This window comes from Stenotrophomonas sp. Marseille-Q4652 (assembly GCF_916618915.1).
Lineage (GTDB): Bacteria > Pseudomonadota > Gammaproteobacteria > Xanthomonadales > Xanthomonadaceae > Stenotrophomonas.
The window spans coordinates 2333321-2357629 of record NZ_CAKAKE010000001.1 but is presented as its reverse complement, the minus strand read 5'-3'; the positions used below and the strand labels follow the sequence as shown (position 1 = coordinate 2357629).

23 protein-coding genes are annotated in these 24309 nt (G+C 70.4%); 4 read left to right on the top strand and 19 right to left on the bottom strand.

Annotated elements, in window-relative coordinates:
• Positions 1-10 precede the first annotated feature (10 nt).
• From LG380_RS11195 to LG380_RS11140, 12 genes are all read right to left on the bottom strand, one after another.
• Positions 11-1309: a DUF58 domain-containing protein gene (locus tag LG380_RS11195; RefSeq protein ID WP_225765188.1), complete on the bottom strand. Its 1299-nt coding sequence runs from the start codon at positions 1307-1309 to the stop codon at positions 11-13.
• A 34-nt stretch (positions 1310-1343) separates the two neighbouring features.
• Complete coding sequence (locus LG380_RS11190; RefSeq protein WP_225765187.1) at positions 1344-2333, bottom strand: MoxR family ATPase; 990 nt, start codon at positions 2331-2333, stop codon at positions 1344-1346.
• Positions 2330-3610: a DUF4350 domain-containing protein gene (locus tag LG380_RS11185; RefSeq protein ID WP_225765186.1), complete on the bottom strand. Its 1281-nt coding sequence runs from the start codon at positions 3608-3610 to the stop codon at positions 2330-2332. The genes LG380_RS11190 and LG380_RS11185 overlap by 4 nt, the downstream gene beginning before the upstream one ends.
• Positions 3607-5148, bottom strand: a complete 1542-nt coding sequence (locus tag LG380_RS11180) for a DUF4129 domain-containing protein (RefSeq protein ID WP_225765184.1) — start codon at positions 5146-5148, stop codon at positions 3607-3609. Before LG380_RS11180 ends, LG380_RS11185 begins: the two co-directional genes overlap by 4 nt.
• Positions 5138-6136 (bottom strand): stage II sporulation protein M, encoded by a 999-nt coding sequence (locus tag LG380_RS11175; protein WP_225765183.1) that lies wholly within the window; start codon positions 6134-6136, stop codon positions 5138-5140. The genes LG380_RS11180 and LG380_RS11175 overlap by 11 nt, the downstream gene beginning before the upstream one ends.
• Complete coding sequence (locus LG380_RS11170; protein WP_225765180.1) at positions 6133-6810, bottom strand: RDD family protein; 678 nt, start codon at positions 6808-6810, stop codon at positions 6133-6135. Before LG380_RS11170 ends, LG380_RS11175 begins: the two co-directional genes overlap by 4 nt.
• 141 nt (positions 6811-6951) lie before the next feature.
• Positions 6952-8130 (bottom strand): VWA domain-containing protein, encoded by a 1179-nt coding sequence (locus tag LG380_RS11165; protein ID WP_225765178.1) that lies wholly within the window; start codon positions 8128-8130, stop codon positions 6952-6954.
• Between the two features lie 3 nt (positions 8131-8133).
• Positions 8134-8379 (bottom strand): DUF2164 domain-containing protein, encoded by a 246-nt coding sequence (locus LG380_RS11160; RefSeq protein ID WP_225765176.1) that lies wholly within the window; start codon positions 8377-8379, stop codon positions 8134-8136.
• Position 8380: 1 nt separating this feature from the next.
• On the bottom strand, positions 8381-9226 hold the full coding sequence (locus LG380_RS11155; protein ID WP_225765174.1) for a MoxR family ATPase: 846 nt from the start codon (positions 9224-9226) through the stop codon (positions 8381-8383).
• Complete coding sequence (locus LG380_RS11150) at positions 9223-9786, bottom strand: gamma carbonic anhydrase family protein (RefSeq protein ID WP_225765172.1); 564 nt, start codon at positions 9784-9786, stop codon at positions 9223-9225. Before LG380_RS11150 ends, LG380_RS11155 begins: the two co-directional genes overlap by 4 nt.
• Before the next feature lie 105 nt (positions 9787-9891).
• Complete coding sequence (mnmG, locus tag LG380_RS11145; RefSeq protein WP_225765170.1) at positions 9892-11784, bottom strand: tRNA uridine-5-carboxymethylaminomethyl(34) synthesis enzyme MnmG; 1893 nt, start codon at positions 11782-11784, stop codon at positions 9892-9894.
• Positions 11785-12271: 487 nt separating this feature from the next.
• The gene (locus LG380_RS11140) at positions 12272-12820 is read right to left on the bottom strand and encodes a hypothetical protein (RefSeq protein ID WP_225765168.1); all 549 of its coding nucleotides are present in this window, start codon (positions 12818-12820) and stop codon (positions 12272-12274) included.
• A gap of 141 nt (positions 12821-12961) precedes the next feature.
• On the opposite strand from LG380_RS11140, the gene LG380_RS11135 reads away from it, so the two are divergent.
• Both LG380_RS11135 and LG380_RS11130 read left to right on the top strand, forming a co-directional pair.
• Complete coding sequence (locus LG380_RS11135; protein ID WP_225765167.1) at positions 12962-13921, top strand: pyridoxal-phosphate dependent enzyme; 960 nt, start codon at positions 12962-12964, stop codon at positions 13919-13921.
• Positions 13918-14529, top strand: a complete 612-nt coding sequence (locus LG380_RS11130; RefSeq protein ID WP_225765166.1) for a YdcF family protein — start codon at positions 13918-13920, stop codon at positions 14527-14529. Before LG380_RS11135 ends, LG380_RS11130 begins: the two co-directional genes overlap by 4 nt.
• A 12-nt stretch (positions 14530-14541) precedes the next feature.
• Here the strand turns inward: LG380_RS11130 and bioC are convergent, their stop codons facing one another.
• The 4 genes from bioC to bioB form a co-directional block, all read right to left on the bottom strand.
• Positions 14542-15429 (bottom strand): malonyl-ACP O-methyltransferase BioC, encoded by an 888-nt coding sequence (gene bioC, locus LG380_RS11125; protein ID WP_225765165.1) that lies wholly within the window; start codon positions 15427-15429, stop codon positions 14542-14544.
• A 119-nt stretch (positions 15430-15548) separates the two neighbouring features.
• The gene (gene bioH / locus LG380_RS11120) at positions 15549-16307 is read right to left on the bottom strand and encodes a pimeloyl-ACP methyl ester esterase BioH (RefSeq protein WP_225765164.1); all 759 of its coding nucleotides are present in this window, start codon (positions 16305-16307) and stop codon (positions 15549-15551) included.
• Between the two features lie 2 nt (positions 16308-16309).
• On the bottom strand, positions 16310-17521 hold the full coding sequence (gene bioF, locus LG380_RS11115; protein WP_225765163.1) for an 8-amino-7-oxononanoate synthase: 1212 nt from the start codon (positions 17519-17521) through the stop codon (positions 16310-16312).
• Positions 17522-17607: 86 nt separating this feature from the next.
• Complete coding sequence (bioB, locus tag LG380_RS11110; RefSeq protein WP_225765162.1) at positions 17608-18636, bottom strand: biotin synthase BioB; 1029 nt, start codon at positions 18634-18636, stop codon at positions 17608-17610.
• A 106-nt stretch (positions 18637-18742) separates the two neighbouring features.
• Between bioB and LG380_RS11105 the strand changes: the two genes are divergently transcribed.
• Positions 18743-19411 carry a ComF family protein gene (locus tag LG380_RS11105; RefSeq protein WP_225766582.1) on the top strand — a complete coding sequence of 223 codons (669 nt, stop codon included), beginning with the start codon at positions 18743-18745 and terminating at the stop codon, positions 19409-19411.
• A gap of 15 nt (positions 19412-19426) precedes the next feature.
• Here LG380_RS11105 and ubiA read toward each other — a convergent pair whose 3' ends face one another.
• The 3 genes from ubiA to LG380_RS11090 all read right to left on the bottom strand — a co-directional run bounded on the left by ubiA (position 19427) and on the right by LG380_RS11090 (position 22864).
• Entirely contained in the window at positions 19427-20329 is a 903-nt protein-coding gene (ubiA, locus tag LG380_RS11100) for a 4-hydroxybenzoate octaprenyltransferase (RefSeq protein ID WP_225765161.1), read from the bottom strand.
• A 91-nt stretch (positions 20330-20420) separates the two neighbouring features.
• Positions 20421-22142, bottom strand: a complete 1722-nt coding sequence (locus LG380_RS11095; RefSeq protein ID WP_225765160.1) for a M28 family metallopeptidase — start codon at positions 22140-22142, stop codon at positions 20421-20423.
• A 59-nt stretch (positions 22143-22201) separates the two neighbouring features.
• Positions 22202-22864: a hypothetical protein gene (locus tag LG380_RS11090; protein ID WP_225765158.1), complete on the bottom strand. Its 663-nt coding sequence runs from the start codon at positions 22862-22864 to the stop codon at positions 22202-22204.
• Positions 22865-23044: 180 nt separating this feature from the next.
• Here LG380_RS11090 and LG380_RS11085 point away from each other — a divergent pair, with 180 nt between their 5' ends.
• Positions 23045-24256, top strand: a complete 1212-nt coding sequence (locus LG380_RS11085; RefSeq protein ID WP_225766580.1) for a peptidoglycan DD-metalloendopeptidase family protein — start codon at positions 23045-23047, stop codon at positions 24254-24256.
• Positions 24257-24309 lie beyond the last annotated feature (53 nt).

Here is a 24309-nt window from a genome sequence, read left to right as displayed (position 1 = left end):
GGCGCGGGGGCTACAGCAGGCCGTCGCGCTTGACCGCCAGGTAGCGCTCGACCAGCGCGGCCGGCAGTTCCCCGGCGGTGACGTCCAGCACCATCACCCGGTGGCTGCGCAGGGCGTCATGCGCCTCGCCGCGTTGCTGCAGGTAGCGGGCGAGGGCGCCGGCCTGCACCGCGTCGGGCAGTTCGTGCACTTCGCGGACCAGGGCATCGTCCAGTTCACGCTCGCGCAGGCTGGCCACGCACACCAGGTGCCGCTTCTGCAGCAGACGCACTGCCGCCAGCAGGTCCTCGATGTCCTCGTCGCGCACGTTGGTCAGCAGCATCACCAGTGAACGGCGCTGCTGGCGCAGTGACAGTTCGGTGGCCGCGGCCAGGTAGTCGGTGGCCACCGGCTGCGCCTGCAGGTCGTAGCTGGCGCGCAGCAGGGTGTCGATGGCGCCGGTGCCACGCTGCGGCGCCACCCAGCGGCGCGCGCTGCCGGTGGCCATCAGACCCACCGCATCGCCCTGGCGCAGGGCCAGGTAGGACACCACCAGCGAGGCGTTGAGCACGTGGTCGAAGTGCGACAGCCCGCCTTCCTCGGCGAGCATGCGCCGGCCGCCATCGAGCAGCACCACCAGCTGCTGGTTCTTCTCGTCCTGGTATTCGCGCGAGATCAACTTGCGTGCGCGCGAGGTCGCCTTCCAGTCGATCTGGCGCAGGCTGTCGCCGACGCGGTACTCGCGCATCTGGTGGAAGTCGGTGCCCTCGCCGCGCCGGCGCTTGAGGTGCGCGCCGACCAGCCGCGAGGCCTGTTCGGCACTGAACAGCGCAAAGCGGGTGAGCGGGACGAAGTTGGGGAACACCCGCACCGGCTGCGCCGGCGGCAGCAGGCGGTGCTGGCGCCACAGCCGCCACGGCGAATGCAGGCGCAGCTGCACACCGGGGAACTGGAAGTCACCGCGCGCGGTCGGGGTGAAGCGGTAGTCCACGCTTGCTTCGCTGGCCGGGCGCAGGTCCAGCGTGCGCGGCATCCCCTGCAGCGGCCAGCCACCTGGCACGTCATCGAACACCTCCACGCGCTGGTGTCCGTAGCCTTCCAGCCGCAGCGTGGCGGTGCGTTCCACGCCCAGCGCCAGCGCATCGGGCAATTGCCGCGACACGTGCGGCGAGGGCGCGCGCCGCAGCCGCAATGCATCGATGATGGCCACCACGGCGAGTGTGGCGCCCATCGCGATCCACGTGGCCAGCGGCGCATAACCCAGCGACGTGGCGACGCCGAGCCCGCCCCACAGCACCAGCAGGGCCACCAGCAGCGGGGCCGGCCTCATCGCATTGTTCCTGCGGCGGATGGCAGGCGCGGGCTCATTTGCGCGGGGCTTCGACCTTGGCCAGCAGCGCGGCCAGTGCGTCGTCGACCGACTGGCCTTCGATCTGCAGTTCCGGCGCCAGGGTGATGCGGTGACGCAGCGCGGGACGGGCGATCTCGCGCACGTCATCCGGGGTGACGAAGTCCCGGCCACCCAGCACCGCCTGCGCACGCGCCGCGCGCACCAGCGCGATGCTGCCGCGCGGGCCGGCGCCAAGCGAAATCCCCGGCCAGCGGCGGGTGGCCGCGACGATGCGCACCGCGTAGTCCACCACTTCCGGATCGACGCTGACGGCGGCGACCTCGCGCTGCAGTTCGACCACCTGGGCGGCATCGAACACGCGCGGCACCCGCGACAGGTCGAAGTCGCCGGCGCTGCGGCCGGTGGTCACGGCATCGACCATGCGCTTTTCGTCCTCCAGCGTCGGGTAGTCGATCAGCACCTTGAGCAGGAAGCGGTCAAGCTGCGCCTCGGGCAGTGGATAGGTGCCTTCCTGTTCGACCGGGTTCTGCGTGGCCAGCGCCATGAACGGCGGTGCCAGCGCGAACGACTGGCCTTCGATGGTGACCTGGCCTTCCTGCATTACTTCCAGCAGTGCCGACTGGGTCTTGGCCGGGGCGCGGTTGATCTCGTCGGCCAGCAGCAGGTGGGTGAACACCGGGCCGCGGCGGATGCGGAAGCTCTCGCTCTTCGGGTCGTAGACCGCGTGGCCGCTGACATCGCTGGGCATCAGGTCCGGGGTGAACTGCACGCGTGCATAGGTCAGGTCCAGTGCCTGCGCCAGCGCCCGTACCAGCAGGGTCTTGCCAAGGCCGGGCACGCCCTCGATCAGCACATGGCCACCGGCCAGCAGCGCCACCAGGATCTGGTCCAGCACCTCCGGCTGGCCAATGAAGGCCTGGCCCACGGCCTGGCGCAGGGCGTCCACGCGCTCGAGCAGGCCGTCGCCGGGAATGGCGGGCGGGATGGGGGTTGGTTCGGTCATAGCTGGTTTCTCATCTGGATGAGCAGGCGGATGCGTTCGCGCAGGGCGGCATGGTCGTTGGAGGCGGGCGTCTTCAGCGCTTCGGCCACGCGTGCGGGAGGCCACTGCAGGCGCTGGGCGATGGCGTGGACCTGGGCTTCGCCATGCAGGGCGGCGGCCAGCGGCGCGCGCCGCTGCAGGCGGGCGAGGAAGGCACGGCGCACCGCCTCGTGCAGCAGCGGCGCCTTGCCGTAGCGCAGCAGGTGCTGGCCGCTGGCGCGGATGTGTTCGAGCAGCGAGCGGCGCTCCTGGCGCGGCACCGGCAGCAGCGGCCCGAAGCGCTGGGCGCGTGCCCACAGCCAGGCCAGCAGGGCCAGCAGCAGCGGGATCCACGCCGCCCAGCCCTGCCGCAGCACGCTGGAGACCAGCGAAGGCGAGCCTGCCTCGTAGACCAGATGGAACGTGCCCTTGCCGTAATTCGGGGCCAGCACGTGGCGGGTGAGGATGCGGTGGGTGGGATCGCGCAGGCCCTCGCCCTTGGACGTGATGCCCAGCACCACGGGGGAGGCCTGGTGCCGGCGCAGTTCGTTGCCGTTGTTGAGCATGAAATCCATGTCGGCCAGTACGTCGACGCGTCCGCGCGACCAGCGCAGCCGTGCGTGGCCCAGCCCTCTCGCGCCGCGCAGGTCGTCCATGTACGCCCTCGCTTCAGGCGAGGAAAGGTCGGTGCCAACGGACGGTGGTGCCATGCGCCGGGCCGAGCGCGACGTGGCGCTGGCTCCCCAGGTGAGCTCGGCCTCGACCGAGTGCTCCAGGTGGAAGCCGGTGCCGTGGCAGAACTCGGTATGCGGGTCCTTGCCGGGCAGCTCCAGTGGCAGGCAGACGAGGGTCCTGCCCGGCACGATGCCCAGCCGCGACAGCAGTCCATGCTTGCGTGGCTGGCCCGGGTCCAGCACCCACGGAACGCGGATCACCAGGTGGCCGCCGCGGGCGACCCAGTCCAGCAGGCCCTGCACCTCGGCAACCGACAGGTACTGCGGGTCCTGCAGCAGCACGACGGTGTCGCCCGGCTGCAGCTGCATCCGTTCCAGGTCCAGGCGGCGGCGCGATTCGGCCTGTACGCCATCGATGCGCAGCGCCTGGCGCAGGGCGTAGAACGGGTTGTAGGTGGGCTCGCCGCGCGATGGCACCGGCACCTTTTCCGGCACCTGCTCGTAGGCGAGCGAGAGCCAGCCCGCGCCGGCCAGCACCAGCACGAGCATTCCGATACCCAGCAACCAGCGCAGCCGCGGGCTCACGGCGTCCTCCGCAGGTGCGGTTGCAGCTGCAGCAGCAGCTGGTCGAAGTCGTCGGCGCGGGGCAGACGCCCGGCATAGGCCGCGTACTGCCAGACCTTGACCACGCGTGCGAACAGTTCGCGCTCGCCCGCCTCCGGCAGTTGCCGTGCCAGCCGCAGGCACTGGGCCTCGGTGGCGCCCGGCGGCAGCACCTGGCCACTGCGCTTGCAGACGGCCTCCACGCTGGCGCGGTACAGCAGGGCCAGCGCATGGCGCGGGCGGCCTTCGTCCCACAGTCGCCGCGCGCTGGCCAGTACATCGGGCGGCAGGGCATCGGGCAGCAGCAGTTCCTCGTGCCGTACCGGCGTCTCCGTGGTGCGTGCGCGACGGGTGCCGCCGCGCAGCCACGGCAGCCACCAGCGCATGGCCAGCAGCAGGGCCAGCACCAGTGCACCGACGAGGATCCACAGCCCCCATTCGCCAAGCCACGCGCCGATGGCGGCAATGCGGCGGAAGAACTCATCCATCCGCGGGGAGGTCGACTGCGTCTGGTCCAGGTCCTTGCGCTTCCAGTTCACCACCGTGCGCTCGCCGCCCAGCAGTTCGTCCTCGTAGGCGCGCTGCACGGCCTGTTCGAAACCGCGGGTGTCCACTGCCGCATCACGCAGCAGGGGCGGCGGCGGGGGAGGGTTGGCCGGCTTTTGCGTGTTGGCTTCGGGCGCCGGCGCAGTGGTGGGGTCCTGCGCATGCAGGCCCGGCACCGGCAGGACCAGCGCAAGCACAAGCATCAACGGCGCGACACTGGCCAGCAGGCGCTGGCGCAGGCGGCGGAATGCCAGCTCCACGTCCCAGGCTTCGATCTGGGTGCGGCGGTTGAGGTACAGGCCAAAGCCGGCGCCGACGTAGAACGGGCCGACCATGGTCATTGCCAGCCACATCACCACATTGCTGCCGACCCTGGCCCAGGCCGGCGTCTGCGCGCCGATCAGCGCCCAGGCCGCCCGCAGCGATTCGGACAGCATCTCCACCGGCACGAACATGAAGATGGCGACGATGCAGGCGGCCTGCAGCGCCAGTTCGAAATTGGCGCAAACCAGGGTCAGCAGGCTGGCGTGGCCGTAGGCAGGGCCGGCCAGCACCCGGCGCCGTGCGCCGGCATTGCCGGCATTGCCCTCGAGCAGGTCTACCGGCATCAGCAGCGAGCGCGCCGGACTGAGCCGGCGCCAGCCCAGGTAGGCGCCCAGCCCACGCCAGCCCCAGCGCAGCTGCGCACGCACGGTCTCGCCCGCGCCCGGCGCAGCGCCGAACACGCCGCGCGAGATCACGAACAAGGGAATACGCTCGAACACTGGCTTGAGCCACCACATCAGCAGCCCGGCCAGCCAGAACTGCCCGCTGGCCCAGCCCAGCAGGTTGAGCAGCACCAGCACCGGCAGGGTGACCAGCAGCCATGCCTTCCAGATCGGGCCGGCATGGCGCCGGACCAGCGCCATGCCCAGTTCCATCGCCTCCCACTGGCTGCGGGCGCGCAGCACGACGGTGAGTTGGTCAATTCGCATCGTCGCTCCCGCCGCCACGCCCGCCGAACAGGAGCCAGGCCAGCACCAGCAGCCACAGCACGGCCGCCACCGAGTACATGATCCACGCCGGCAGGGTCGAGCTGGAGGACCAGAACGCCTCGATGAAGGCCGCCACCAGCATCATGAAGGCCACGCCCAGGCACAGCCGCGCGCCGATGATGCCGCCCTCGCGCAAGGCATCGGCCCGGCGCCGGCGACCGGGCGCCAGCAGCTTCAGGCCAAGCTGCAGGCCGGCGCCGCCGGCGATGACGATGCCGGTCAGCTCGAACGCGCCATGCCCGACCACGAAACGCCAGAGCTGCCCCCCCAGCCCGGCCTGCGTCAGGTGGCCCATCACTGCCCCCATGAACAGCCCGTTGTGGAGCAGCACCAGGATCGTGCCCAGGCCCGCCAGCAGGCCACTGGCAAAGGTGCGCAGGGCGATGCTGGTGTTGTGCATGATGTAGTGGCCGAACATCCTCCAGTCGCTGCCACTGTCGCGGCCCAGCTTGTGCGCGGCCGGGTCGTACATCCGCTCGAGGTCGGCGGTCTGCGCCGGGGTCAGCAGCAGGTGGACCAGGTCCGGACGGAACTGCACCAGCACGTAGATACCCAACAGCGGTACCGCGAACAGCAACAGCGCCGCCCACATGCAGCCGGACTGTTGCCGCACCTGGCGCGGGAAGCCGGCCATCAGGAATTCCACCGCGCGGCGCCAGCGTGGTGGTGGTGCGCGGTAGAGCAGGTTGTGGCCGCGCTGCATCAGCTCCTGCAGGTACGCGGTCAGCTGCGGGCTGTATCCGCGGCCACGGGCCAGCGCCAGCTGCTGGCACAGGCGGCGGTAGCGTTCGGGGATGGTCTCGTCGCCGGCAGTGTCCGCATCGACCGTGCCACGCGCCCTGCGCGCGCTGTTGCCACGCACCTGCAGCCAGCGCTCGAACTGCTGCCACTCGTGCTGGTGGCGGGCGACGAACTGTTCCTGCCTCATCGCCGCCCCAGCAGCCAGTTGGCCATTGCGTACAGGCGCAGCACGCCTGGCTGGCCGCGGGCGCCGCTGAGTGGGGCCAGCAGGTCGGCCAGCTCGCCCTGGCGGGCGACCGACAGTTGCGGGCCGCGTTCGGCAAAGGCGACCAGCGCCAGTTGTTCTGCCGGCTGCAGCGCGACCGGCGGCGGCAGCACCGTTTCCACCGCGCTGCGGACCGCAGGCTGACGCGGCGGCACATGCACGACCAGGGTGCCGGCGACCATGTCGCCGAGGCGGCGGCCGTGCGCATCGCACAGGCTGGCAATCACGCCGACGGCGTAGCCGAAGGGCAGCATGTCCACCGTGCGCAGCAGGTTGCGCACGATCACCGCCAGCCAGCTGGCGGGCGCACCATCGCTGGCGACCACGCGCAGGCCAAGCAGGCGCTTGCCCAGGGTCTGCCCGGTCCAGGCCTCGAGCACGATCGGATAGGCCCAGAACACCAGGAACATCAGCGCCTGGTACAGCCCCTGGCCGAGGCCACCGAGCACGCCCAGCGGCAGCGCCATCAGCAACAGGATCGCCAGCCGCACGCACAGGTCCAGCAGCCATGCCAGTGCGCGCGGCACCGGACCTGCGGCCGGCAGCTGCAGCGGCACGCCTTCCGGGGTGATGACCTCACGGTAGGTGTCCAGCACCAATGGCGGCGTGCCGGGTACGGCGGGAACAAAGGCCGGGGGTTCCTTCCGGCCGGCTGCCATCGGCATGCGGCTCTCGACTGTCCTTGGAGGCCGGACTGTAGCCCGGGACGGCTGCTTTTTCCTAGACGCCGGGCGCGGCTACTTCGCCAGCCGGGTCATCGCCGCGGCAATGCCGTCGGGCGTGAGTGGATACATGCGCTGCTCGACCAGCTGCCGCACCAGCACGGTGGAGTGGGTGTGTTCCCAGCGCGGCGGCGGCACCGGATTGATCCACGCGATGTGCGGGAAGTGCGCGGCCAGGCGCTGGAACCACACCTGCCCGGGTTCCTCGTTCCAGGCCTCGTTGCAGCCGCCCTGGGCGAGGATTTCCCACGGATGCATCGCCGCGTCACCGACGATCACCACGCGCCAGTCCGGGCCGTAACGACGCAGCACGTCCAGCGTTCGCACCTCGTCGGCCTCGGCGCGACGGGCCTGGGTCCACAGCGTGTCGTAGAAGAAATTGTGGAAGTAGTAGTGCACCAGGTGCTTGAACTCGGCCCGCGCCGCACCGAACAGCGCTTCGGCCGCGGCCACGTGGTCGTCCATCGAACCGCCGATGTCCAGCAGCAACAGCACGCTGACCGCGTTGCGCCGCTCCGGACGCATGGCCACGTTGAGCAGGCCGCCATCGCGCGCGGTCGCCGCGACCGTGCCTTCGAGGTCGAACTCCTCCGCCGCGCCGGTGCGGGCGAACTTGCGCAGCCGTCGCAGCGCCATCTTCAGGTTGCGCGGGCCCAGCTCGGCATCGCCGTCGAGCTCGGCGAAGCTGCGTTTCTCCCAGATCTTGGCCGCGCTGCGGTGGCGGCTTTCCCCGCCCACGCGCATGCCGCCCGGGTGCCAGCCCGAATGTCCGAACGGACTGGTGCCACCGGTGCCGATCCAGCGGTTGCCGCCTTCGTGGCGCTCGTGCTGCTCGGCCAGGCGCTCGGCGAATTTCCTCATCAGCTCGTCCAGCGAGCCGACCTGCTGCAGCTTTGCCTTTTCCTCATCGCTGAGCTGGCGTTGCAGCGCATCGCTCAGCCAGTCCTCGGGAATCACCTTTGCAAGCGCCTCATCCGGCGCGGCGGCCACCTCGCCAAGGAAATGGCCGAAGGCACGGTCGAAGCGGTCGTAGTGGCGCTCGTCCTTGACCAGCACGGTGCGCGCCAGTGCGTGCAGCCCCTCGGGCGTGGGTTCGCCTGCGCCGGCCTGCAGCGCGGCCAGCAGGTCCAGCCATTCGCGCACCGTCACCGGCACGCGTTCGCGGCGCAGGGCCTCGAACAGGCGCAGGAACACGCCTCAGCCCTCCGCCTGCTCGAGCTGCTCCAGTGCTTCCTGCAGGTCGTCCACGCGCCGCGCCAGCACCGCCTGTGCATCGCGCACGCCCTGGTTGTACCAGTACGCACCGAGCAGCTGGCTGACGTGGTCGAGCAGGAAGCCGGCCTCGAAGCGGCCGAGCTCGGCGCTGGTGTTGTCCAGCAGCCAGCGCTGCAGGTCGGCGGCCAGCATGTCCTGTTGCTCGCGGGAAAACTGGATGCCGGCCATGTCAGCGACCCTGCCGGCGATGCAGGAACATCAGCCGCTCCAGCAGCTGCTGGTCCTGTTCGTTCTTGATCAGCGCGCCGGCCAGCGGCGGCAGCGCCTTCTCCGCCGGTGCATCGGCCAGCTGGCGTGCGGCCAGTTCGTCGGCCATCAGCAGGCGCAGCCAGTCGATCAGTTCGGAGGTGGTCGGCTTTTTCTTCAGGCCGGGCACCTCGCGCAGCTCGAAGAACGCACGCAGGGCGCGGGCGACCAGCTGCTGGTCGATGGCCGGGAAGTGCACGTCGACGATGCGCCTGAGCGTGTCGCCGTCGGGGACGGCGATGTAGTGGAAGAAGCAGCGGCGCAGGAAGGCGTCCGGCAGCTCCTTCTCGTTGTTGGAGGTGATCAGGATCACCGGGCGGTGGCGCGCACGTACGGTCTGGCCGGTCTCGTAGACGTCGAAGGCCATGCGGTCCAGCTCGTGCAGAAGATCGTTGGGGAACTCGATGTCGGCCTTGTCGATCTCGTCGATCAGCAGCACCGCGCGCTGTTCGCTGTCGAAGGCCTCCCACAGCTTGCCGCGGCGGATGTAGTTGGCCACGTCGTGCACGCGGGCCTCGCCCAGCTGCGAATCACGCAGGCGGCTGACCGCGTCGTACTCGTACAGGCCCTGCTGCGCCTTGGTGGTGGACTTGATGTGCCAGGTGATCAGCGGCGCGTCGAGTGCGGCGGCCACTTCCTCGGCCAGCAGGGTCTTGCCGGTGCCCGGCTCGCCCTTGAGCAGCAGCGGCTTTTCCAGGGTCATGGCGGCATTGACCGCGGCCATCAGGTCGGGCGTGGCGATGTAGCGCTCGGTGCCGGTGAACTTCATGCGCCATGCTCCTGCTGACCAGCAGCGACCATGCCCAGGTACTGGTCCTTGACCCGCACGTAGTGGTCGGCGGAATAGCGCAGGCCCTCGATGTCCTTCTCGCTCAGCTGGCGCATCAGCCGCGCCGGATTGCCGGCCCACAGCTCGCCGCTGCGCACCACCTTGCCCGGGCCGACCACCGCGCCGGCGGCGATGAAGGCATTGCCCTCGACCACGGCGCCGTCGAGGATGCACGCGCCCATGCCGATCAGGCAGTAATCGCCAATCGTGCAGGCATGGATGATGCAGCCGTGGCCGACGGTGACGCCGTCGCCGATCAGGGTCGGGTAGCCACCCTTGTTGTACGGGCTGTCATGGCTGACATGGATGACGGTGCCGTCCTGCACGTTGGTGCGCGTACCGATGCGCACGTGGTTGACGTCGCCGCGGATCACCGTGCCCGGCCATACCGAGGCATCCTCGCCGATGACGACGTCACCGATGATCGTGCAGGCCGGGTCGATATAGGCACGCGCGCCGATGGCGGGCGATTTGTCCAGGAAGGGACGCAGGGCAGGCATGGGCACTCCGTAAGGCTCGGCGCGGGGGCAATCGGCCCCCGCAGGCGGCCTGCGATCATAGCGTGGCCGCAGGTCGCGACCAGCGTGCCCTGCGTGGTGCCGGGATCAGGCGACCCTGCTGCCGCGGCGCGCGCGTTCCAGGTGCACCAGCAGCAGCGAAATCGCCGCCGGAGTCATGCCCGGGATGCGCTGGGCCTGGCCGATGGTCAGCGGGCGCACGCGCTCGAGCTTCTGCAGCACCTCGGCCGAGAGGCCACGCACGCTGGCGAAGTCGAAGCCTTCGGCGATCGCCGTGTTCTCGTGGCGCTGCTGGCGCTCGATCTCCTCGCGCTGGCGGTCCAGGTAGCCGGCGTACTTGACCCCGATTTCGACCTGCTCGGCGACCTTGGGATCGTCCACGCCCGGGCCCAGGCTGGGCACGGCCATCAGCTTTGCGTAGTCCAGCTCCGGGCGCTTGATCAGGTCCAGCACGTTGGTTTCGCGGCTGACCGCCACGCCGGTGGCCTGCTCGAGTTCCCGGCCCAGCGCATTGGCCGGTGTCGCCCACAGCGCCTTCAGGCGTGCGGTCTCGGCGGCGACGGCGTCCTGCTTGGCGCCGAACGCGGACCAGCGGCGGTCATCCACCAGGCCCAGTTCGCGGCCGGCCGGGGTCAGGCGCACGTCGGCGTTGTCCTCGCGCAGCTGCAGCCGGTATTCGGCGCGGCTGGTGAACATGCGGTACGGCTCGCTGGTGCCGTGGGTGATCAGGTCATCGACCAGCACGCCCAGGTAGGCCTCGTCGCGGCGCGGGCACCAGCCGTCCTGCTCGCGGGTCTGGCGGGCGGCGTTGATGCCGGCCAGCAGGCCCTGCGCGGCGGCTTCCTCGTAACCGGTGGTGCCGTTGATCTGGCCGGCGAAGAACAGGCCCGACACCAGTCGCGTCTCCAGCGTCGGCTTGAGCCCGCGCGGATCGAAGAAGTCGTATTCGATGGCGTAGCCGGGTCGGGTGATGTGCGCGTTCTCCATGCCGCGGATGCTGCGCACCAGGGCCAGCTGCACGTCGAACGGCAGCGAGGTGGAAATGCCGTTGGGGTAGATTTCCACCACGTCCAGCCCTTCGGGCTCGACGAAGATCTGGTGGCTTTCCTTCTCGGCAAAGCGCACCACCTTGTCCTCGATGGACGGGCAGTAGCGCGGGCCGATGCCCTCGATCTGGCCGCTGTACAGCGGCGAGCGGTCCAGCGCGCCGCGGATGATGTCGTGGGTCTGCTGGCTGGTGTGGGTGATCCAGCAGCTGACCTGGCGCGGGTGTTCGTCCACCGAACCGAGGAAGGACATCACCGGCATCGGGTCGTCGCCGGGCTGCTCCTCCATCACCGAATAGTCCAGCGAGCGGCCGTCGATGCGCGGCGGCGTGCCGGTCTTCAGGCGATCGATCGCGAACGGGCGCTCGCGCAGGCGCGCGGCCAGGGTGGTGGCCGGCGGATCGCCCATGCGCCCGGCGGTGTACTGGGTCGGGCCGATGTGGATCTTGCCGGCCAGGAAGGTGCCGGCGGTCAGCACCACCGCCGCGGCGTGGAAGGTCAGCCCGGTCTGGGTGATGGCGCCGCGCACGGCGTCGCCTTCGATCACCAGGTCATCGACCGCAGCCTGGAACACGGTCAGGTTTTCCTGCGCCTCGACAATGCGGCGGATCGCCATCCGGTACAGGTTGCGGTCGGCCTGGCAGCGCGTGGCGCGCACGGCCGGGCCCTTGGAGGCATTGAGGGTGCGCCACTGGATGCCGGCCAGGTCGGCGGCATGCGCCATCGCACCGCCGAGGGCGTCGATCTCCTTGACCAGGTGGCCCTTGCCGATGCCGCCGATGGCCGGGTTGCAGCTCATCGCCCCGACCGTTTCCACGTTGTGGGTCAGCAGCAGGGTGCGCGCGCCGCTGCGTGCCGACGCCAGCGCGGCCTCGGTGCCGGCGTGGCCGCCGCCAATGACGATCACGTCGTAGTGGTGGAAGGAGTCTTTCATCAGGGTTCTTCGGCAGGCGGCGCGGCAGCGGTGGTGCGCGCGCGCGGAGGCGCAGATTCTAGCGCCGCGCCGGATCCCGGGCGGCGCGGGCAGCACTTGGCACGGAACCTGCGTTCATCCACCCGCACCCACCGTGGCATGCGACATCACGGCGCAATGGCTGGAATTGGAACAGGGGCCAGCTACGCGCACGATGGGGAAGCAGGAGGGTCGACAGTCGGGGGACTGTCACCCTTACCCTTGCAGTAACAAGGCCCGAGCGGTGCTCTGGCTGCAGTGGAAAAGCAGAAAGCCCCGGGAAACCGGGGCTTTCTGCTTTATGGGCGCCGACGCCCGACAGGGCCGGAACAGGGGGGATCCAGATTTCCTGTCGGACATCGACATTGAAGCGGTGGAACGTTTGGAGCCGTTGTGGGTCACAAACCGACGCGGGCCGTCACTTGGCCTGCGTAGATTGGCCCCGTTCCGAGACCAATTGCAAGCCCCTTTATGGCTCTTGTGTGCGCGGGGTCTCAGTGCTGCGACGGGGGCTCTCGCGCCGCTGCGGCGCCGGCCGGTTCTGCATGGCCGGGCGCGGGGCCTGCACGGCCGCCGGGCGGGACTGCTGCTGCGGGCGCGGCACGTTGCGGGGCTGGCCGTCATTGCGCGGGGGGCGCAGGCCGTCCAGGTTGCGCCACGGCGACTTGTTGCTGCCATTGCCGGCCGGCGGTGGCGGCTGGGTCGGGCGACCAGGCTGGTGGTTCCCCGGACGGCCGGGCTGGTAGTTGCCGGGGCGCGGCGGCGGGCGGTGGCCCGGGCGGGGCGGCGGCTGCACCGGACGCGGCCGGTAGATGTAGGTGGGACCGTAATAGCCCCAGCTGCCGTAGTAGCCGTAACCCGGGGCGTCATAGCCATACGGGTAGCCGTAGGGATAGCGGTACTGGGTCGACGGCGTGCCGTGGTAGTAACCACCTGAGCCGCCGCCCACGTAATCGTAGGTGACGCAACCGGACAGACCGAGTGCGAGGCCGGCGGCGATGATCAGACGGTATTTCACGCGCGTATCCCCCTGTGGGCAGGCTGCCAGCTTCGCGGCGCTGCATTGAATCGGTCCTTAACTTGTCCGGATCTGGCTGAACCGTCCAGCTTCGGAGCGACGCGGTAGTCCTGCCACGCGGGGCTACGTTAACCTTTGCGCATGAGTGATGCCTCCCTGCCCGGTGCTGCCGAGGTCCTGGCCGCCGCGGCTCGAATCGCGCCGCATGCGGCGCTGACCCCGGTCCTGCGCTCGCGCGAACTGGATGCGATCAGCGGGGCGCGCCTGTCCTTCAAGGCCGAACACCTGCAGCGCAGCGGTGCGTTCAAGTTCCGCGGTGCCTGCAATTCGGTCTGGGCGCTGGACGAGGCGCAGGCCGCGCGCGGCGTGGTCACCCATTCCTCCGGCAACCATGGCGCCGCACTGGCGCTGGCCGCGCGCTCGCGCGGCATCCCCTGCCATGTTGTGGTGCCCGAAGGCGCGGTCGCGGCCAAGCTGACCAACATCGTCCGCCACGGCGCGACGCTGTGGCGCTGCGAGCCGGGCATTGCCGCGCGCGAGCAGCGCTGCGCGCAGGTGCAGGCCGAGACCGGTGCGACGCTGGTGCATCCCTATGCCGACGCGCAGGTGATTGCTGGCCAAGGCACGGCCGCGCTGGAGCTGCTGCATGCCGAGCCGGACCTGCAGGCGCTGGTGGTCCCGGTCGGCGGTGGCGGCCTGGCCGCCGGTACCGCGCTGGCGTTGCGCCAGGCCGGATCCAGCGCCGAGCTGGTGCTTGCCGAGCCGGAAGGCGCTGCCGACACCGCGCGCTCGCTGGCTTCAGGGCAACGCCTGGTCGACTTCAAACCGGACACCGTGTGCGACGGCCTGCGCGGGATCCTGGGGGAACCCAATTTCGCCCTGCTCAATGGCGTGGCGCAGGTCATCACCGTCGACGATGCGGCAGTGGTCGCCGCGATGCGCCTGCTCTGGCAGGTGCTCAAGCAGGTGGTGGAGCCGTCCTCGGCCATCACCCTGGCCGCGGTGCTGGCGCAGCCGCAGCGTTTTGCCGGGCGCAGGGTCGGCCTGGTGCTGTCCGGTGGCAACGTCGACCTGGATTCGCTGCCGTGGAGCCGGCCATGAGCCGGCGCCGGCGTTCGCGGCGGGGCCTGCTGGGCTGGGCCTGGCGCCTGGGCGTTATCGCGCTGCTGTGGCTGCTGGGCGTGGCCGGCTGGATCGTCTGGGTCGGCGACCGCGACCAGGCCGCGCCGGCCGACGCGATCATCGTGCTCGGTGCCGCCGCCTATGACGCCAAGCCGTCGCCGGTGTTCGAGGAACGCATCCGCCACGGCCTGGATCTGTACCGGCGTGGCTACGCCCCCGTGCTGATCTTCACCGGTGGCTATGGCGGGGCGGGCGCGCGCTTTGCCGAATCGCAGGTGGCCAGGCGCTACGCGCTGCGCCAGCAGGTGCCGGAAGAAGCGATCCTGATCGAGACCGAATCACGTACCACCCGGCAGAACCTGGAGCAGGCGCGCGCGCTGATGCGCCAGCACGACCTGCACCGGGTGATCGTGGTCAGCGACCCGCTGCACATGGCCCGCGCGCTGCGCCTGTGCAGCGAGCTGGGCATCGACGCGCGTGCCTCGTCGACGCCAAGCACGCGCTTCCGCAGCTTCCAGACGCGCTGGCGCTTCCTGGCGCAGGAGATCTACTTCTTCCACCGCGACCTGGTGCTGCGCGGTCGCTGATTCCGTACCTGGTCAGTCGCGCGGCTTGCGGCGGATCGGGATCGCCGAGACCGGCACCGCGGCGACGTCATGACCATGCTCGCGGATCGGCGCACCCGGCTCCGGCGCCCAGGCGTGGGCGTAGATCACTTCCCAGCTGCTGGGCAGCTTGCCGTCGGCGCGGCGCAGCGGTTCGTAGGCGGCCTGCGCGGCGGCAAAGCGGCCGCGCCCGGTGAGGGTGTGGCGACGGCTGCGCATTGCATTGGTGGCGCCGATCGCACGCAGTTCGCGCATCAGTGCCGGCAGGTCGTCATAGGTCAGGGTGAACAGGTCGCGGTCCAGCACCGGGTCGCGGAAGCCGGCCATCATCAGCGCATCGCCGAACTGGGCGATGGCCGGGAAGCGGCTCACGTGCGGGATGTCATCGGCCGCGGCAAAGGCCTCGTTGAGCTCGACCAGGGTGTCCGGGCCGAAGGTGGAGCACAGCAGCAGGCCGCCGGGCTTGAGCACCCGGCGGAAGCCGGCGAATACCGCTGGCAGGTCGTCCACCCACTGCAGGCACAGGTTGCAGAAGATCACGTCCACGCTCTGGTCCTGCAGCGGCAGGGCCTGGGCATCGGCGCACACGCGCGAGAACGGACGCCACCAGCCGGCCTGCTTCTTCGCCTCGCGCAGCATCGGTTCGGCCAGGTCCAGCGCGATCACCTGCGACCTGGGCCAGCGCTTCTTCATCGCAGCGCTGGCGTGGGCCGGGCCGCTGCCGACATCCAGCACCACCTGCGGCGCGCGATCGTCCAGGTAGTCCAGCGATTCGAGCAGCCGCTTCTGCACTTCGCGCTGCAGCGCGGCGGCGGCGTCGTAGCTGGAAGCGGCGCGCGAAAACGCGCGGCGGACGTGGCGGGGATCGAACATAGAGGGCATGGGCAGGGCGTGGAGGTCAGGCGGGCCGCTGCGCGCGGCAGCAGTGCAGTGTAGGAAGGAGTGGATGAGCCGGGCAGGAATGGCGCCGGGTCAGCCGTGGCAGTCGGCCGGGCCGGGGATCATCCGCAGCCCGCCACGAAGTCATGCAGCAGGGCGGCCACCTGGTCGGCGTGGCCGAGGAAGGGCGCGTGCCCGCCGCCGCTGATGGTGTGGGCCGGGTGGCCGGCCAGGGTAGCGGCCGCATGCATGCCGGCCGGTGGGACCAGCCGGTCGCGCTGGCCGGCGATCCACAGCCCGGGCTTGCCGAGCGCAGGCAGCGCGCCGCGCAGGTCGGTGCCCTCGAGCAGGGCCAGGCCTTCGTGCAGCGCACGCGGTGCCGGTTCGCCACGATCGGCCAGGGTCTGGCGCAGGGTGCGCAGCTCGCTGCGGGCGTGTTCGGAACCCACCACGTCCAGCGCCAGGAACCGGTCCAGGGTGCCGCGGTAGTCGGCCTGCAGGTCGCTGCCGAACTGCGCGAACACCTGGGGCTGCACGCCATGCGGCCAGCTGCCGTCGATGACGAAGCGCGGCGTGGCCGCGAGCATGGCCAGCCCGCGCACCTGCGGCAACGTGGCCGCGCCGTGCAGCGCGAACAGGCCACCCAGCGACCAGCCACACCACACCCCCGGCGGCGTGGCCGCGGCGATCGCGCGGACCACCTGCGGCAGGCGCAGTGCGGTGGTGTCGTCTCGGCTGTGGCCATGGCCGGGCAGGTCGACCACGTGCAGCTGGAAGTGCGGTGCCAGCCGTTCCACCAGCGGAGCGAAGATCCCGCCGTGCAGCGCCCAGCCATGGATCAGGACCAGGGCCGGGCCGGTGCCGGTGACCTCGATATGCATGCCTAGCTGCCGCTGGCCAGCAGCGACTGCTGGAAGCTGGCCACGTCGCGGGCGCGGGCGATGGCCTCCAGCAGCGCGTTGACCTCCGCGGGGGTGTGCAGTGCCGACAGGGTGACCCGCAGCCGCGACTTGCCTTCGGGCACGGTCGGCGGACGGATCGCGCTGACCAGGAAGCCAGCCTCCACCAGGCGGTTGGCCATGGCCACGGTGTGGCTCTCGTCGCCGCACAGCAACGGCTGGATCGGCGTTTCCGAGGGCATCAGCTCCAGTCCGTTGCGGCGTGCGCCCTCGCGGAACAGCGCGATCAGTTCGGTCAGCTTCTCGCGGCGCCAGTGGTCGCGGCGGGCCAGCTTGATCGCCGCCAGCGAGGCCGCGGCCAGCGCGGGTGGCAGGGCGGTGGTGTAGATGTACGGGCGGGCGGTCTCGGACAGGTGCTGGATCAGCGCCTCGTCGCCCAGCACCACCGCGCCGTGGCCGCCCAGGGACTTGCCCAGCGTGGCCAGCTGCAGCGGCACTTCGTTCACGCCCAGGCCGGCATCGGCCACGCAGCCGCGACCGTCCTCGCCGACCACGCCCACGCCGTGGGCATCGTCCACGTAGAACAGCGCCTGCTGCATGCGCGCCACCAGCGACAGCGAGCGCAGCGGGGCGATGTCGCCATCCATGCTGAAGACGCCATCGGTGACGAGCATCGCCGCGCCATCGGGCGCGTGCTTGAGCTGGCGCATCGCGCCTTCGGTATCCAGGTGCGGATAGCGGCGCAGGCGGCAGCCGGCCAGGCGCGAGGCATCGAGCAGGCTGGCGTGGTTGAGCCGGTCCTGCACGCAGACGTCGTTGTCATCGCCCAGCAGCGCCTGCTGCACGGCCAGGTTGGCGCTGAAGCCGCTGTCGAACAGCAGTGCACGCGGATAGCCCAGCCATTCGGCCATCTCGCGCTCGAGCGCGTCGTGGTTGGCGTGGTGGCCGCAGATCAGGTGCGAGGCGGTGCTGCCGGCACCGTCGCGCGCGGCCGCGTCCTGCAGTGCGGCCACGACCTCGAACTGCTGGGCCAGGCCGAGGTAGTCGTTGCTGCAGAAGCCGGTGAGCCAGCGGCCGTCGACTTCCAGCCGCACGCCATCGCGACGGCTTACGGTCCGGCGGGCGCGGGTGCGGCCCTGGGCGCCACGCAGTTTCTGCTGGGCCTGGATGCGTTCGTGCAGGTCGGGGCGGGCCATGGTCAAGGCTTCATGGTCGAAAGGGCCGATAGCGTAACCGCTAGCTGCAGCGGATTGCGTGCAGCCGCGTAGGGCCGGGGCCGGCCTCAGGCCGGGTCGGCGCACTCGGCAGCGATGTCCATGTGCACAGTCCCCGGATGATCGTGGTCGTCGGCATCCACGGTCACTTCCATCGGCACCAGGCCCAGCCGCGCGAACAGCTGGCGGTCGCGCGCGGTGTCGGGGTTGCCGGTGGTCAGCAGCTTCTCGCCGTAGAAGATCGAGTTGGCACCGGCGAGGAAGCACAGTGCCTGCAGCTCATCGCTCATCGTCTCGCGCCCGGCCGACAGCCGCACCATCGACCGCGGCATGGTGATGCGGGCCACCGCGATCATCCGCACGAATTCGAACGGATCCAGCTCGGGGCTGCCATGCAGCGGGGTGCCGGCGACCTGCACCAGGCGGTTGATCGGCACCGAATCCGGATGCGCGGGCAGGTTGGCCAGGGCCTGCAGCAGGCCGGCGCGCTGCGCGCGGGTCTCGCCCATGCCGACGATGCCGCCGCAGCAGGTCTTCAGCCCCGCCTCGCGCACGTGCGCCAGCGTGTCCAGGCGGTCCTGGTACTGGCGGGTGTGGATGACCGAGTCGTAGTAGTCCGGCGCGGTGTCGAGGTTGTGGTTGTAGTAGTCCAGCCCGGCTTCCTTGAGCGCGCGGGCCTGGTGGCCTTCGAGCATGCCCAAGGTGGCGCAGGTCTCCAGGCCCAGCGCCTTCACCTCGCGGATCATCGCCGCCACCTTGGGGATGTCACGGTCCTTGGGCGAACGCCACGCCGCGCCCATGCAGAAACGCGAGGCGCCGGCGGCCCGGGCCTGGCGGGCGCGCTCGAGCACGGCTTCGGTGTCCATCAGCTTCTGCGCATCCACCCCGGTGGCGTAACGCTGCGCCTGCGGGCAGTAGCCGCAGTCCTCCGGGCAGCCACCGGTCTTGACCGAGAGCAGGGTCGAGACCTGCACCTGGGCCGGATCGAAATGCGTGCGGTGCATGCTGGCGGCCCGGTGCAGCAGCTCCGGCAGTGGCAGCTCGAACAGGGCGAGCAGTTCGTCGAGGTGCCAGTCGTGACGGATGACAGGGGGCATCGGGATTACCTGACAGCGTGGGCAGCGAAAGCCGGGCAGTCTGGTGAGCATGCCTCGCCCTGTCAACAATCAATTATTCCGAGTGGTTTACAGGTCATGCTCAGGGATTGGAACCTGGCTGCTGCCGGCCCGTTGCCTGGCCTGCGCGGCCCGCGGCGGCGCAGGCCGTGACCTGTGTGGCGAATGTCATGCGGCCCTGCCATGGAACCAGCCGGCCTGCGCGCGCTGTGCATTGCCGCTGCCGGCCGGCGAAAGCGCCGAGCTGTGCGGTGCCTGCCAACGGGTGCGTGGCTCGTTGCTGCAGGTGCGTGCGGCGCTGGTGTACGCCGCCCCGGTGGATCGGCTGCTGCGACGCTTCAAGTTCCACCAGGACCTCGCCGCCGGCCGGCTGTTGGCGCAGCTGATGGTCGAGGCCCTGCAGCAGGCGCCGCGCCCGCAGGCCGTGGTGCCGGTGTCGCTGCATCGCAGGCGCCTGCGCCAGCGTGGCTACGACCAGGCGCTGGAACTGGCCCGGCCAGTGGCCCGGGAGCTGGGATTGCCGCTGGTCGAGGGGCTGCAGCGGGTGCGTGCCACCCATGCGCAGTCGGAACTGGATGCGTCCGCACGCCGCCGCAACCTGCGCGGCGCCTTCGTGGCGCGGCGGGGCCTGCCCGCACACGTGGCCCTGGTCGATGACGTGATGACCACAGGCGCGACGCTGCGTGCGGCGGCGATGGCCCTGCGCCGGGCCGGGGTGGAGCGGGTCGATGCCTGGGTGTGTGCGCGGGTGCCGTAGCACTGCGCGGCAATCTCAGCCCAGTTCCGGCCAGGCCAGGGCAAAGGCGATGCCGGCGAACAGGGCCATCCCGACCCAGTTGTTGTGCAGGAACGCCTTGAAGCAGGCCTCGCGCCCGCGGTGGCGGGCGAGGAAGAACTCCCAGGCCACCAGTACCGCGGCCACGCCCAGTCCGATCCAGTAGGCCAGGCCAAGGCCTGCGCGCTGCCCGACCATCGCCATCGCACCCAGGAACAGCGCGTACAGCACGCCCTGGATGACCAGGTCCAGGTCACCGAACAGGATCGCGGTGGAGTGCGAGCCCATGCGGATGTCGTCGTCGCGGTCGACCATCGCGTACCAGGTGTCGTAGGCGGTGGACCAGACGATGTTGGCCACGTACAGCAGCCAGGCCAGTGCCGGCACCTCGCCCTGCACCGCGGCGAACGCCATCGGGATGCCCCAGCCGAAGGCCAGGCCCAGGTAGACCTGGGGCAGGTGGGTGTAGCGTTTGAGGTAGGGGTAGCTGGCGGCCAGGAACACGCCGACGAAGCTGAGCAGGATCGTCAGCCGGTTGAGTGTGAGCACAAGCGCGAAGGCCACCAGCATCAGCCCGGCGAACAACGCAAGCGCCTCGCGACCGGACACCGCGCCCGTGGCCAGCGGACGGTCCCGGGTGCGTTTGACGTGCGGATCCAGCCAGCGGTCGGCGTAGTCGTTGATCACGCAGCCGGCCGAGCGGGTCAACCACACGCCGGCGGTGAACACGAACAGGATCCACAGCGAGGGCAGCCCGCCGGCCGCCAGCCACAGCGCCCACCAGGTCGGCCACAGCAGCAGCAACGTGCCGATCGGGCGGTCGGCACGCATCAGTTTCCAGAACTGCATCGCGCGCGATGGCGCGCCCGAATCCGGTTGTTCGTAACGTTCGTAAGCCATCGGCAAAGGTTACCAGTTGCCTGCCGGTGCCTGCCCCGGGAACGACGACGGCGCCCGCAGGCGCCGTCCCCGATCAACCATTTCCTCCGGCTCAGCGGCTGCCGCCAGCCGGGCGCGTGCGCATCTGTGCATCGCGCGCGGCCTTGAACGGATTGCCCTCGTACCAGTTGGGCCAGCGATCACCGGAAGCCAGCTCCCTGCCCACGCCGTACAGCAGCTCCAGGTCCTCCACGGTGCCGTCCAGCTTCCAGACCGCCGGATCGTACTCATCGCCCGGGGCGTGGTAGCGGGTGCGGCCGTACTCCTCGCGGATGCGCTTGGACGCGGCAGTGCCGCCCTCGCGCAGGTCGCTGCCGCCACCGGCGTACAGCGCCGGCACGCCGGCCTTGGCGAAGCTGAAATGGTCCGAACGGAAGTAGGAGCCGCTCTGCACCGACTGCTCGCCACGCAGCACGCGGTTCTGCATTGCCGCCAGCGGCTTGAGGATGTCCTCCAGCTCCGAGCTGCCCATGCCGGTGACGGTCACGTCGCGGGTGCGGCCATAGATCGACATCGCGTCGATGTTGATCACCCCGGCGATCTTCTCCAGCGGGAAGGTCGGATGGGCGACGTAGTACTGCGAACCGAGCAGGCCCGATTCCTCCAGCGTCACCGCCAGGAACACCGCCGAGCGCTCCGGGCGCGGCTGCTGGTTGGCCATCGCCTCGGCGATCTCGAGGACACCGGCCACGCCGGTGGCGTTGTCCACCGCGCCGTTGTAGATGTCGTCGCCTTCGTCGCCCTCGCGCTTGCCCAGGTGGTCCCAGTGGGCCATGTACAGCACCGCCTCGTCGGCGCGGCCCTGGCCCGGCAGCACGCCGACCACGTTGCGCGACTTCTTCTCGGTGATGGTGCTGCTGAGCTCCAGCGACAGCTTCGCGCCCAGCGGCACCGGCTTGAAGCCGCGCTTGCTGGCATCGCGGTAGGCCTTGTCCAGGTCCAGCCCGGCCTCGGCGAACAGCGCACGTGCGGCCTCGGCGCTGAGCCAGCCCTGTGCCGGCAGGCGCGGGGCCGGATCATCCTTGGCCGGCAGGTCGTACTGCGGACCGGACCAGGAATTCTTCACCACGTCCCATCCATAGGCTGCGCCGGGGGCATCGTGGATGATCAGCGCGGCGGCGGCACCCTTGCGCGCGGCTTCCTCGAACTTGTAGGTCCAGCGCCCGTAATAGGTCATGCGCTTGCCTTCGAACAGCTTGTCGTCATCGACGTGGAAGCCGGGGTCATTGACGAACATCACCACGGTCTTGCCGGTCCAGTCCTGGCCGGCGTAGTCGTTCCAGTCCTGCTCCGGCGCGTCCACGCCGTAGCCGACGAACACCATCTCGCTGCCATCGACCCTGACTTCGGCCTGCCCGCTGCGGGTGCCGATCATCATGTCGGTGCCGAACTCCAGTTCCTTGACCTTGCCGTTGCGCTCCACGCGCAGGACCGTGTCCGCGCCGGCCGTGCTCTCGACCATCGGCACTTCCTGGAACCAGCTGTCGCCGTTGCCCGGCTGCAGGCCGATGCGCTGCATCTGGTCGCGGATGTAGTTGACCGTCAGTTCCTCGCCGCGGGTGCCCGGGGCGCGGCCTTCGAAGTCATCCGAGGACAGGGTCTTCACCAGCTCGGCGAAATCGTCGGCGGTGATCTGCGGCGAGAACGCATGGCCGGGCGCGGCGGGAGCCACGTCCACGGCCTGTGCCTGGGACTGGTCCGGGGCCTGCGGCTCGCGCTGGCAGGCACTCAGGGCCATGGCAACAGCCAGGCACGACATCAACTTGCGGGGCATGGAGGCTCCTGTTGGGCGACGATGCCCCGATTCTATGCAAACCGGGATCAGCAGGCCGTTCAGTCGCGCGGTGCGGTATCGGTCTCGTAGCGCTGCGCGGTGGCACCGCTGATCGGGCCGACCTTGGCGCTGGCGTGCACGTACAGCACGACCTCGCGTTCGAAATCCAGCGGGCCGTCGACCACCGCGCCAGGGCCGACGATCACGCGCTGCTTCCGCTGCGGGGTGAGCGACAGGTTGACCTTGGCCTTGCGGACCTTCACCCCGCCGCGCACGTGCGAGCCGATGCCCACGGTGATGTCGCCGTTGATGGTCTCGATGCCGCGCGCCAGCTCGGTGCGGACCAGGCCGATGTTGCCGTTGACGGTCTCGATGCTGCCGCCGATGCGGCTGCCCTGGTCGGTGAACACGCTGCCGTTGACCGATTCGAGGTCGTCGGTGATGACCACGTCGCGGCCGAGGCGGATGTCGCCGTTGACCGTCTCCACGCTGTGCGCGTGCACGCGGTCGCCAAGGGTGACGCTGCCGTTGACGGTCTCGATCTGTCGCGCCTGCACGCCCTCGGCGACCTTGATGCTGCCGTTCACGGTTTCCAGGTCGCGGTACTGCTGGCCTGCTTCGGCGTGGATGCTGCCGTTGACCTTGCTGATGTCGTTGCTGGCCAGCGCCGGGCTGGCGGCCAGGGCGAGCAGGAGCAGCGGGGCAAGATGGTTCTGCTTCATGGGTTGCCTCCGGATCAGGTCTGGTCCGCCGGGTGCGTGACCAGCTGAAGCCATGGAAGCATGCATGGTTACAATCCGCACCTGCCTGAAGTCACTGGACCTGCCTTGCGCCTTCGCCCGCCTGACCACGCCCCGGTTGACGTTGCGGCCCGCCCGCGCCGTCGTGGCGTGCGCGTGGGGATGGCACTGCTGGTGGGCTGCTGGGTGGCGCTGGCCCCGGCCCAGGACACCCGCGAGGCGCAGAAGAAGCTGGAGCAGGTGCGCGGCGAGCTGCGCAGCGTGGCCCAGGAGCGGCGCAGGATCGAAAGCGAGCGCGGCCAGGCCGCGCGCCAGCTGCGCGAGGCTGACGAGAAGGTGTCCCGTGCCGCGCGCGCGCTGTCCGAAACCGAGGCGGCCATCGCCCGCGAGCAGCAGGAGCTGGCCCGCCTGCAGGGCGAACGCGACCGCATGCAGCAGGGCCTGGCGCAGCAGCGCCAGCAACTGGCCGGCCTTTTGCGTGGTGCCTACCGGCTCGGCAACCACGCGCCGCTGAAGCTGCTGCTGTCGCAGGACACCGTGGCCGATGCCAACCGCACCCTGGCCTACCACCGTTACCTGCAACGCGAGCGGACCTCGCGCATCGCCACCCTGGCCGGCGAGCTGGAAACCCTGGCCAGCCTCGAGCAGCAGGTCACCCAGCGCCGCGATGAACTGCAACGTGCCCGCGACGCGCACCGGCAGCAGGCCAGCACGCTCGAGCGTGACCGCCGCGAGCGGGAAAGGCTCATGGCCGAACTGGACCAGCGTTACCGCGACCGGGCCGAGCGCGAACAGGCGCTGGGCCGCGACGCGCAGTCGCTTGAAACGCTGCTGCGCAATCTGCGCCAGGCCGCGGCCAAGGCCGAGCGCGAGCGTCGTGCCGCCGCCGCGGCAGCCGCCAGGGCAGCTGCGGCCAAGCCGCCGGCAGGCACTGAACGCCCCCGCGCCGGCAAGGTGCCGCCACGGGTGACTGCCAGTGCGCCGCCGCCCCGCGTGGGCGGGCTGGGCTGGCCGGTGTCGGGCAACCTGCTGTCCCGTTATGGCGGACGCCTGCCCGACGGGCGTGCCAGCAGCGGGGTGCTGATCGGGGCACCGGCCGGTACGCCGGTGACCGCGGTGGCCGATGGCACCGTGGTGTTCTCCGACTGGATGACCGGCTACGGGATGATCCTGATCATCGACCACGGCAACGGCTACATGAGCCTGTACGCGCACAACGACGCGCTGCTGCGCGATGCCGGCGCGCGCATCAAGCGCGGCGAGGCGGTGGCGCGGGTCGGCAACTCCGGCGGGCAGGGCGTGCCGGCGCTCTACTTCGAACTGCGCCGCAATGGGCAGCCGGTCGATCCGTCGAGCTGGCTGCAACGACGCTGAGCCCTGGCATGGCTGGGTTCAACGGGAATTTAGCCAGCCCTGACGCATAATCC

Bases quoted from the DNA above. Each gene is read 5' to 3' on its own strand.
- LG380_RS11195 (WP_225765188.1), bottom strand. From the start codon at position 1,309: ATGAGGCCGGCCCCGCTGCTGGTGGCCCTGCTGGTGCTGTGGGGCGGG.
- LG380_RS11190 (WP_225765187.1), bottom strand. From the start codon at position 2,333: ATGACCGAACCAACCCCCATCCCGCCCGCCATTCCCGGCGACGGCCTG.
- LG380_RS11180 (WP_225765184.1), bottom strand. From the start codon at position 5,148: ATGCGAATTGACCAACTCACCGTCGTGCTGCGCGCCCGCAGCCAGTGG.
- LG380_RS11175 (WP_225765183.1), bottom strand. From the start codon at position 6,136: ATGAGGCAGGAACAGTTCGTCGCCCGCCACCAGCACGAGTGGCAGCAG.
- LG380_RS11160 (WP_225765176.1), bottom strand. From the start codon at position 8,379: ATGGCCGGCATCCAGTTTTCCCGCGAGCAACAGGACATGCTGGCCGCC.
- LG380_RS11155 (WP_225765174.1), bottom strand. From the start codon at position 9,226: ATGAAGTTCACCGGCACCGAGCGCTACATCGCCACGCCCGACCTGATG.
- LG380_RS11150 (WP_225765172.1), bottom strand. From the start codon at position 9,786: ATGCCTGCCCTGCGTCCCTTCCTGGACAAATCGCCCGCCATCGGCGCG.
- mnmG (WP_225765170.1), bottom strand. From the start codon at position 11,784: ATGAAAGACTCCTTCCACCACTACGACGTGATCGTCATTGGCGGCGGC.
- LG380_RS11135 (WP_225765167.1), top strand. From the start codon at position 12,962: ATGAGTGATGCCTCCCTGCCCGGTGCTGCCGAGGTCCTGGCCGCCGCG.
- LG380_RS11130 (WP_225765166.1), top strand. From the start codon at position 13,918: ATGAGCCGGCGCCGGCGTTCGCGGCGGGGCCTGCTGGGCTGGGCCTGG.
- bioC (WP_225765165.1), bottom strand. From the start codon at position 15,429: ATGCCCTCTATGTTCGATCCCCGCCACGTCCGCCGCGCGTTTTCGCGC.
- bioH (WP_225765164.1), bottom strand. From the start codon at position 16,307: ATGCATATCGAGGTCACCGGCACCGGCCCGGCCCTGGTCCTGATCCAT.
- bioF (WP_225765163.1), bottom strand. From the start codon at position 17,521: ATGGCCCGCCCCGACCTGCACGAACGCATCCAGGCCCAGCAGAAACTG.
- bioB (WP_225765162.1), bottom strand. From the start codon at position 18,636: ATGCCCCCTGTCATCCGTCACGACTGGCACCTCGACGAACTGCTCGCC.
- ubiA (WP_225765161.1), bottom strand. From the start codon at position 20,329: ATGGCTTACGAACGTTACGAACAACCGGATTCGGGCGCGCCATCGCGC.
- LG380_RS11095 (WP_225765160.1), bottom strand. From the start codon at position 22,142: ATGCCCCGCAAGTTGATGTCGTGCCTGGCTGTTGCCATGGCCCTGAGT.
- LG380_RS11090 (WP_225765158.1), bottom strand. From the start codon at position 22,864: ATGAAGCAGAACCATCTTGCCCCGCTGCTCCTGCTCGCCCTGGCCGCC.
- LG380_RS11085 (WP_225766580.1), top strand. From the start codon at position 23,045: ATGGCACTGCTGGTGGGCTGCTGGGTGGCGCTGGCCCCGGCCCAGGAC.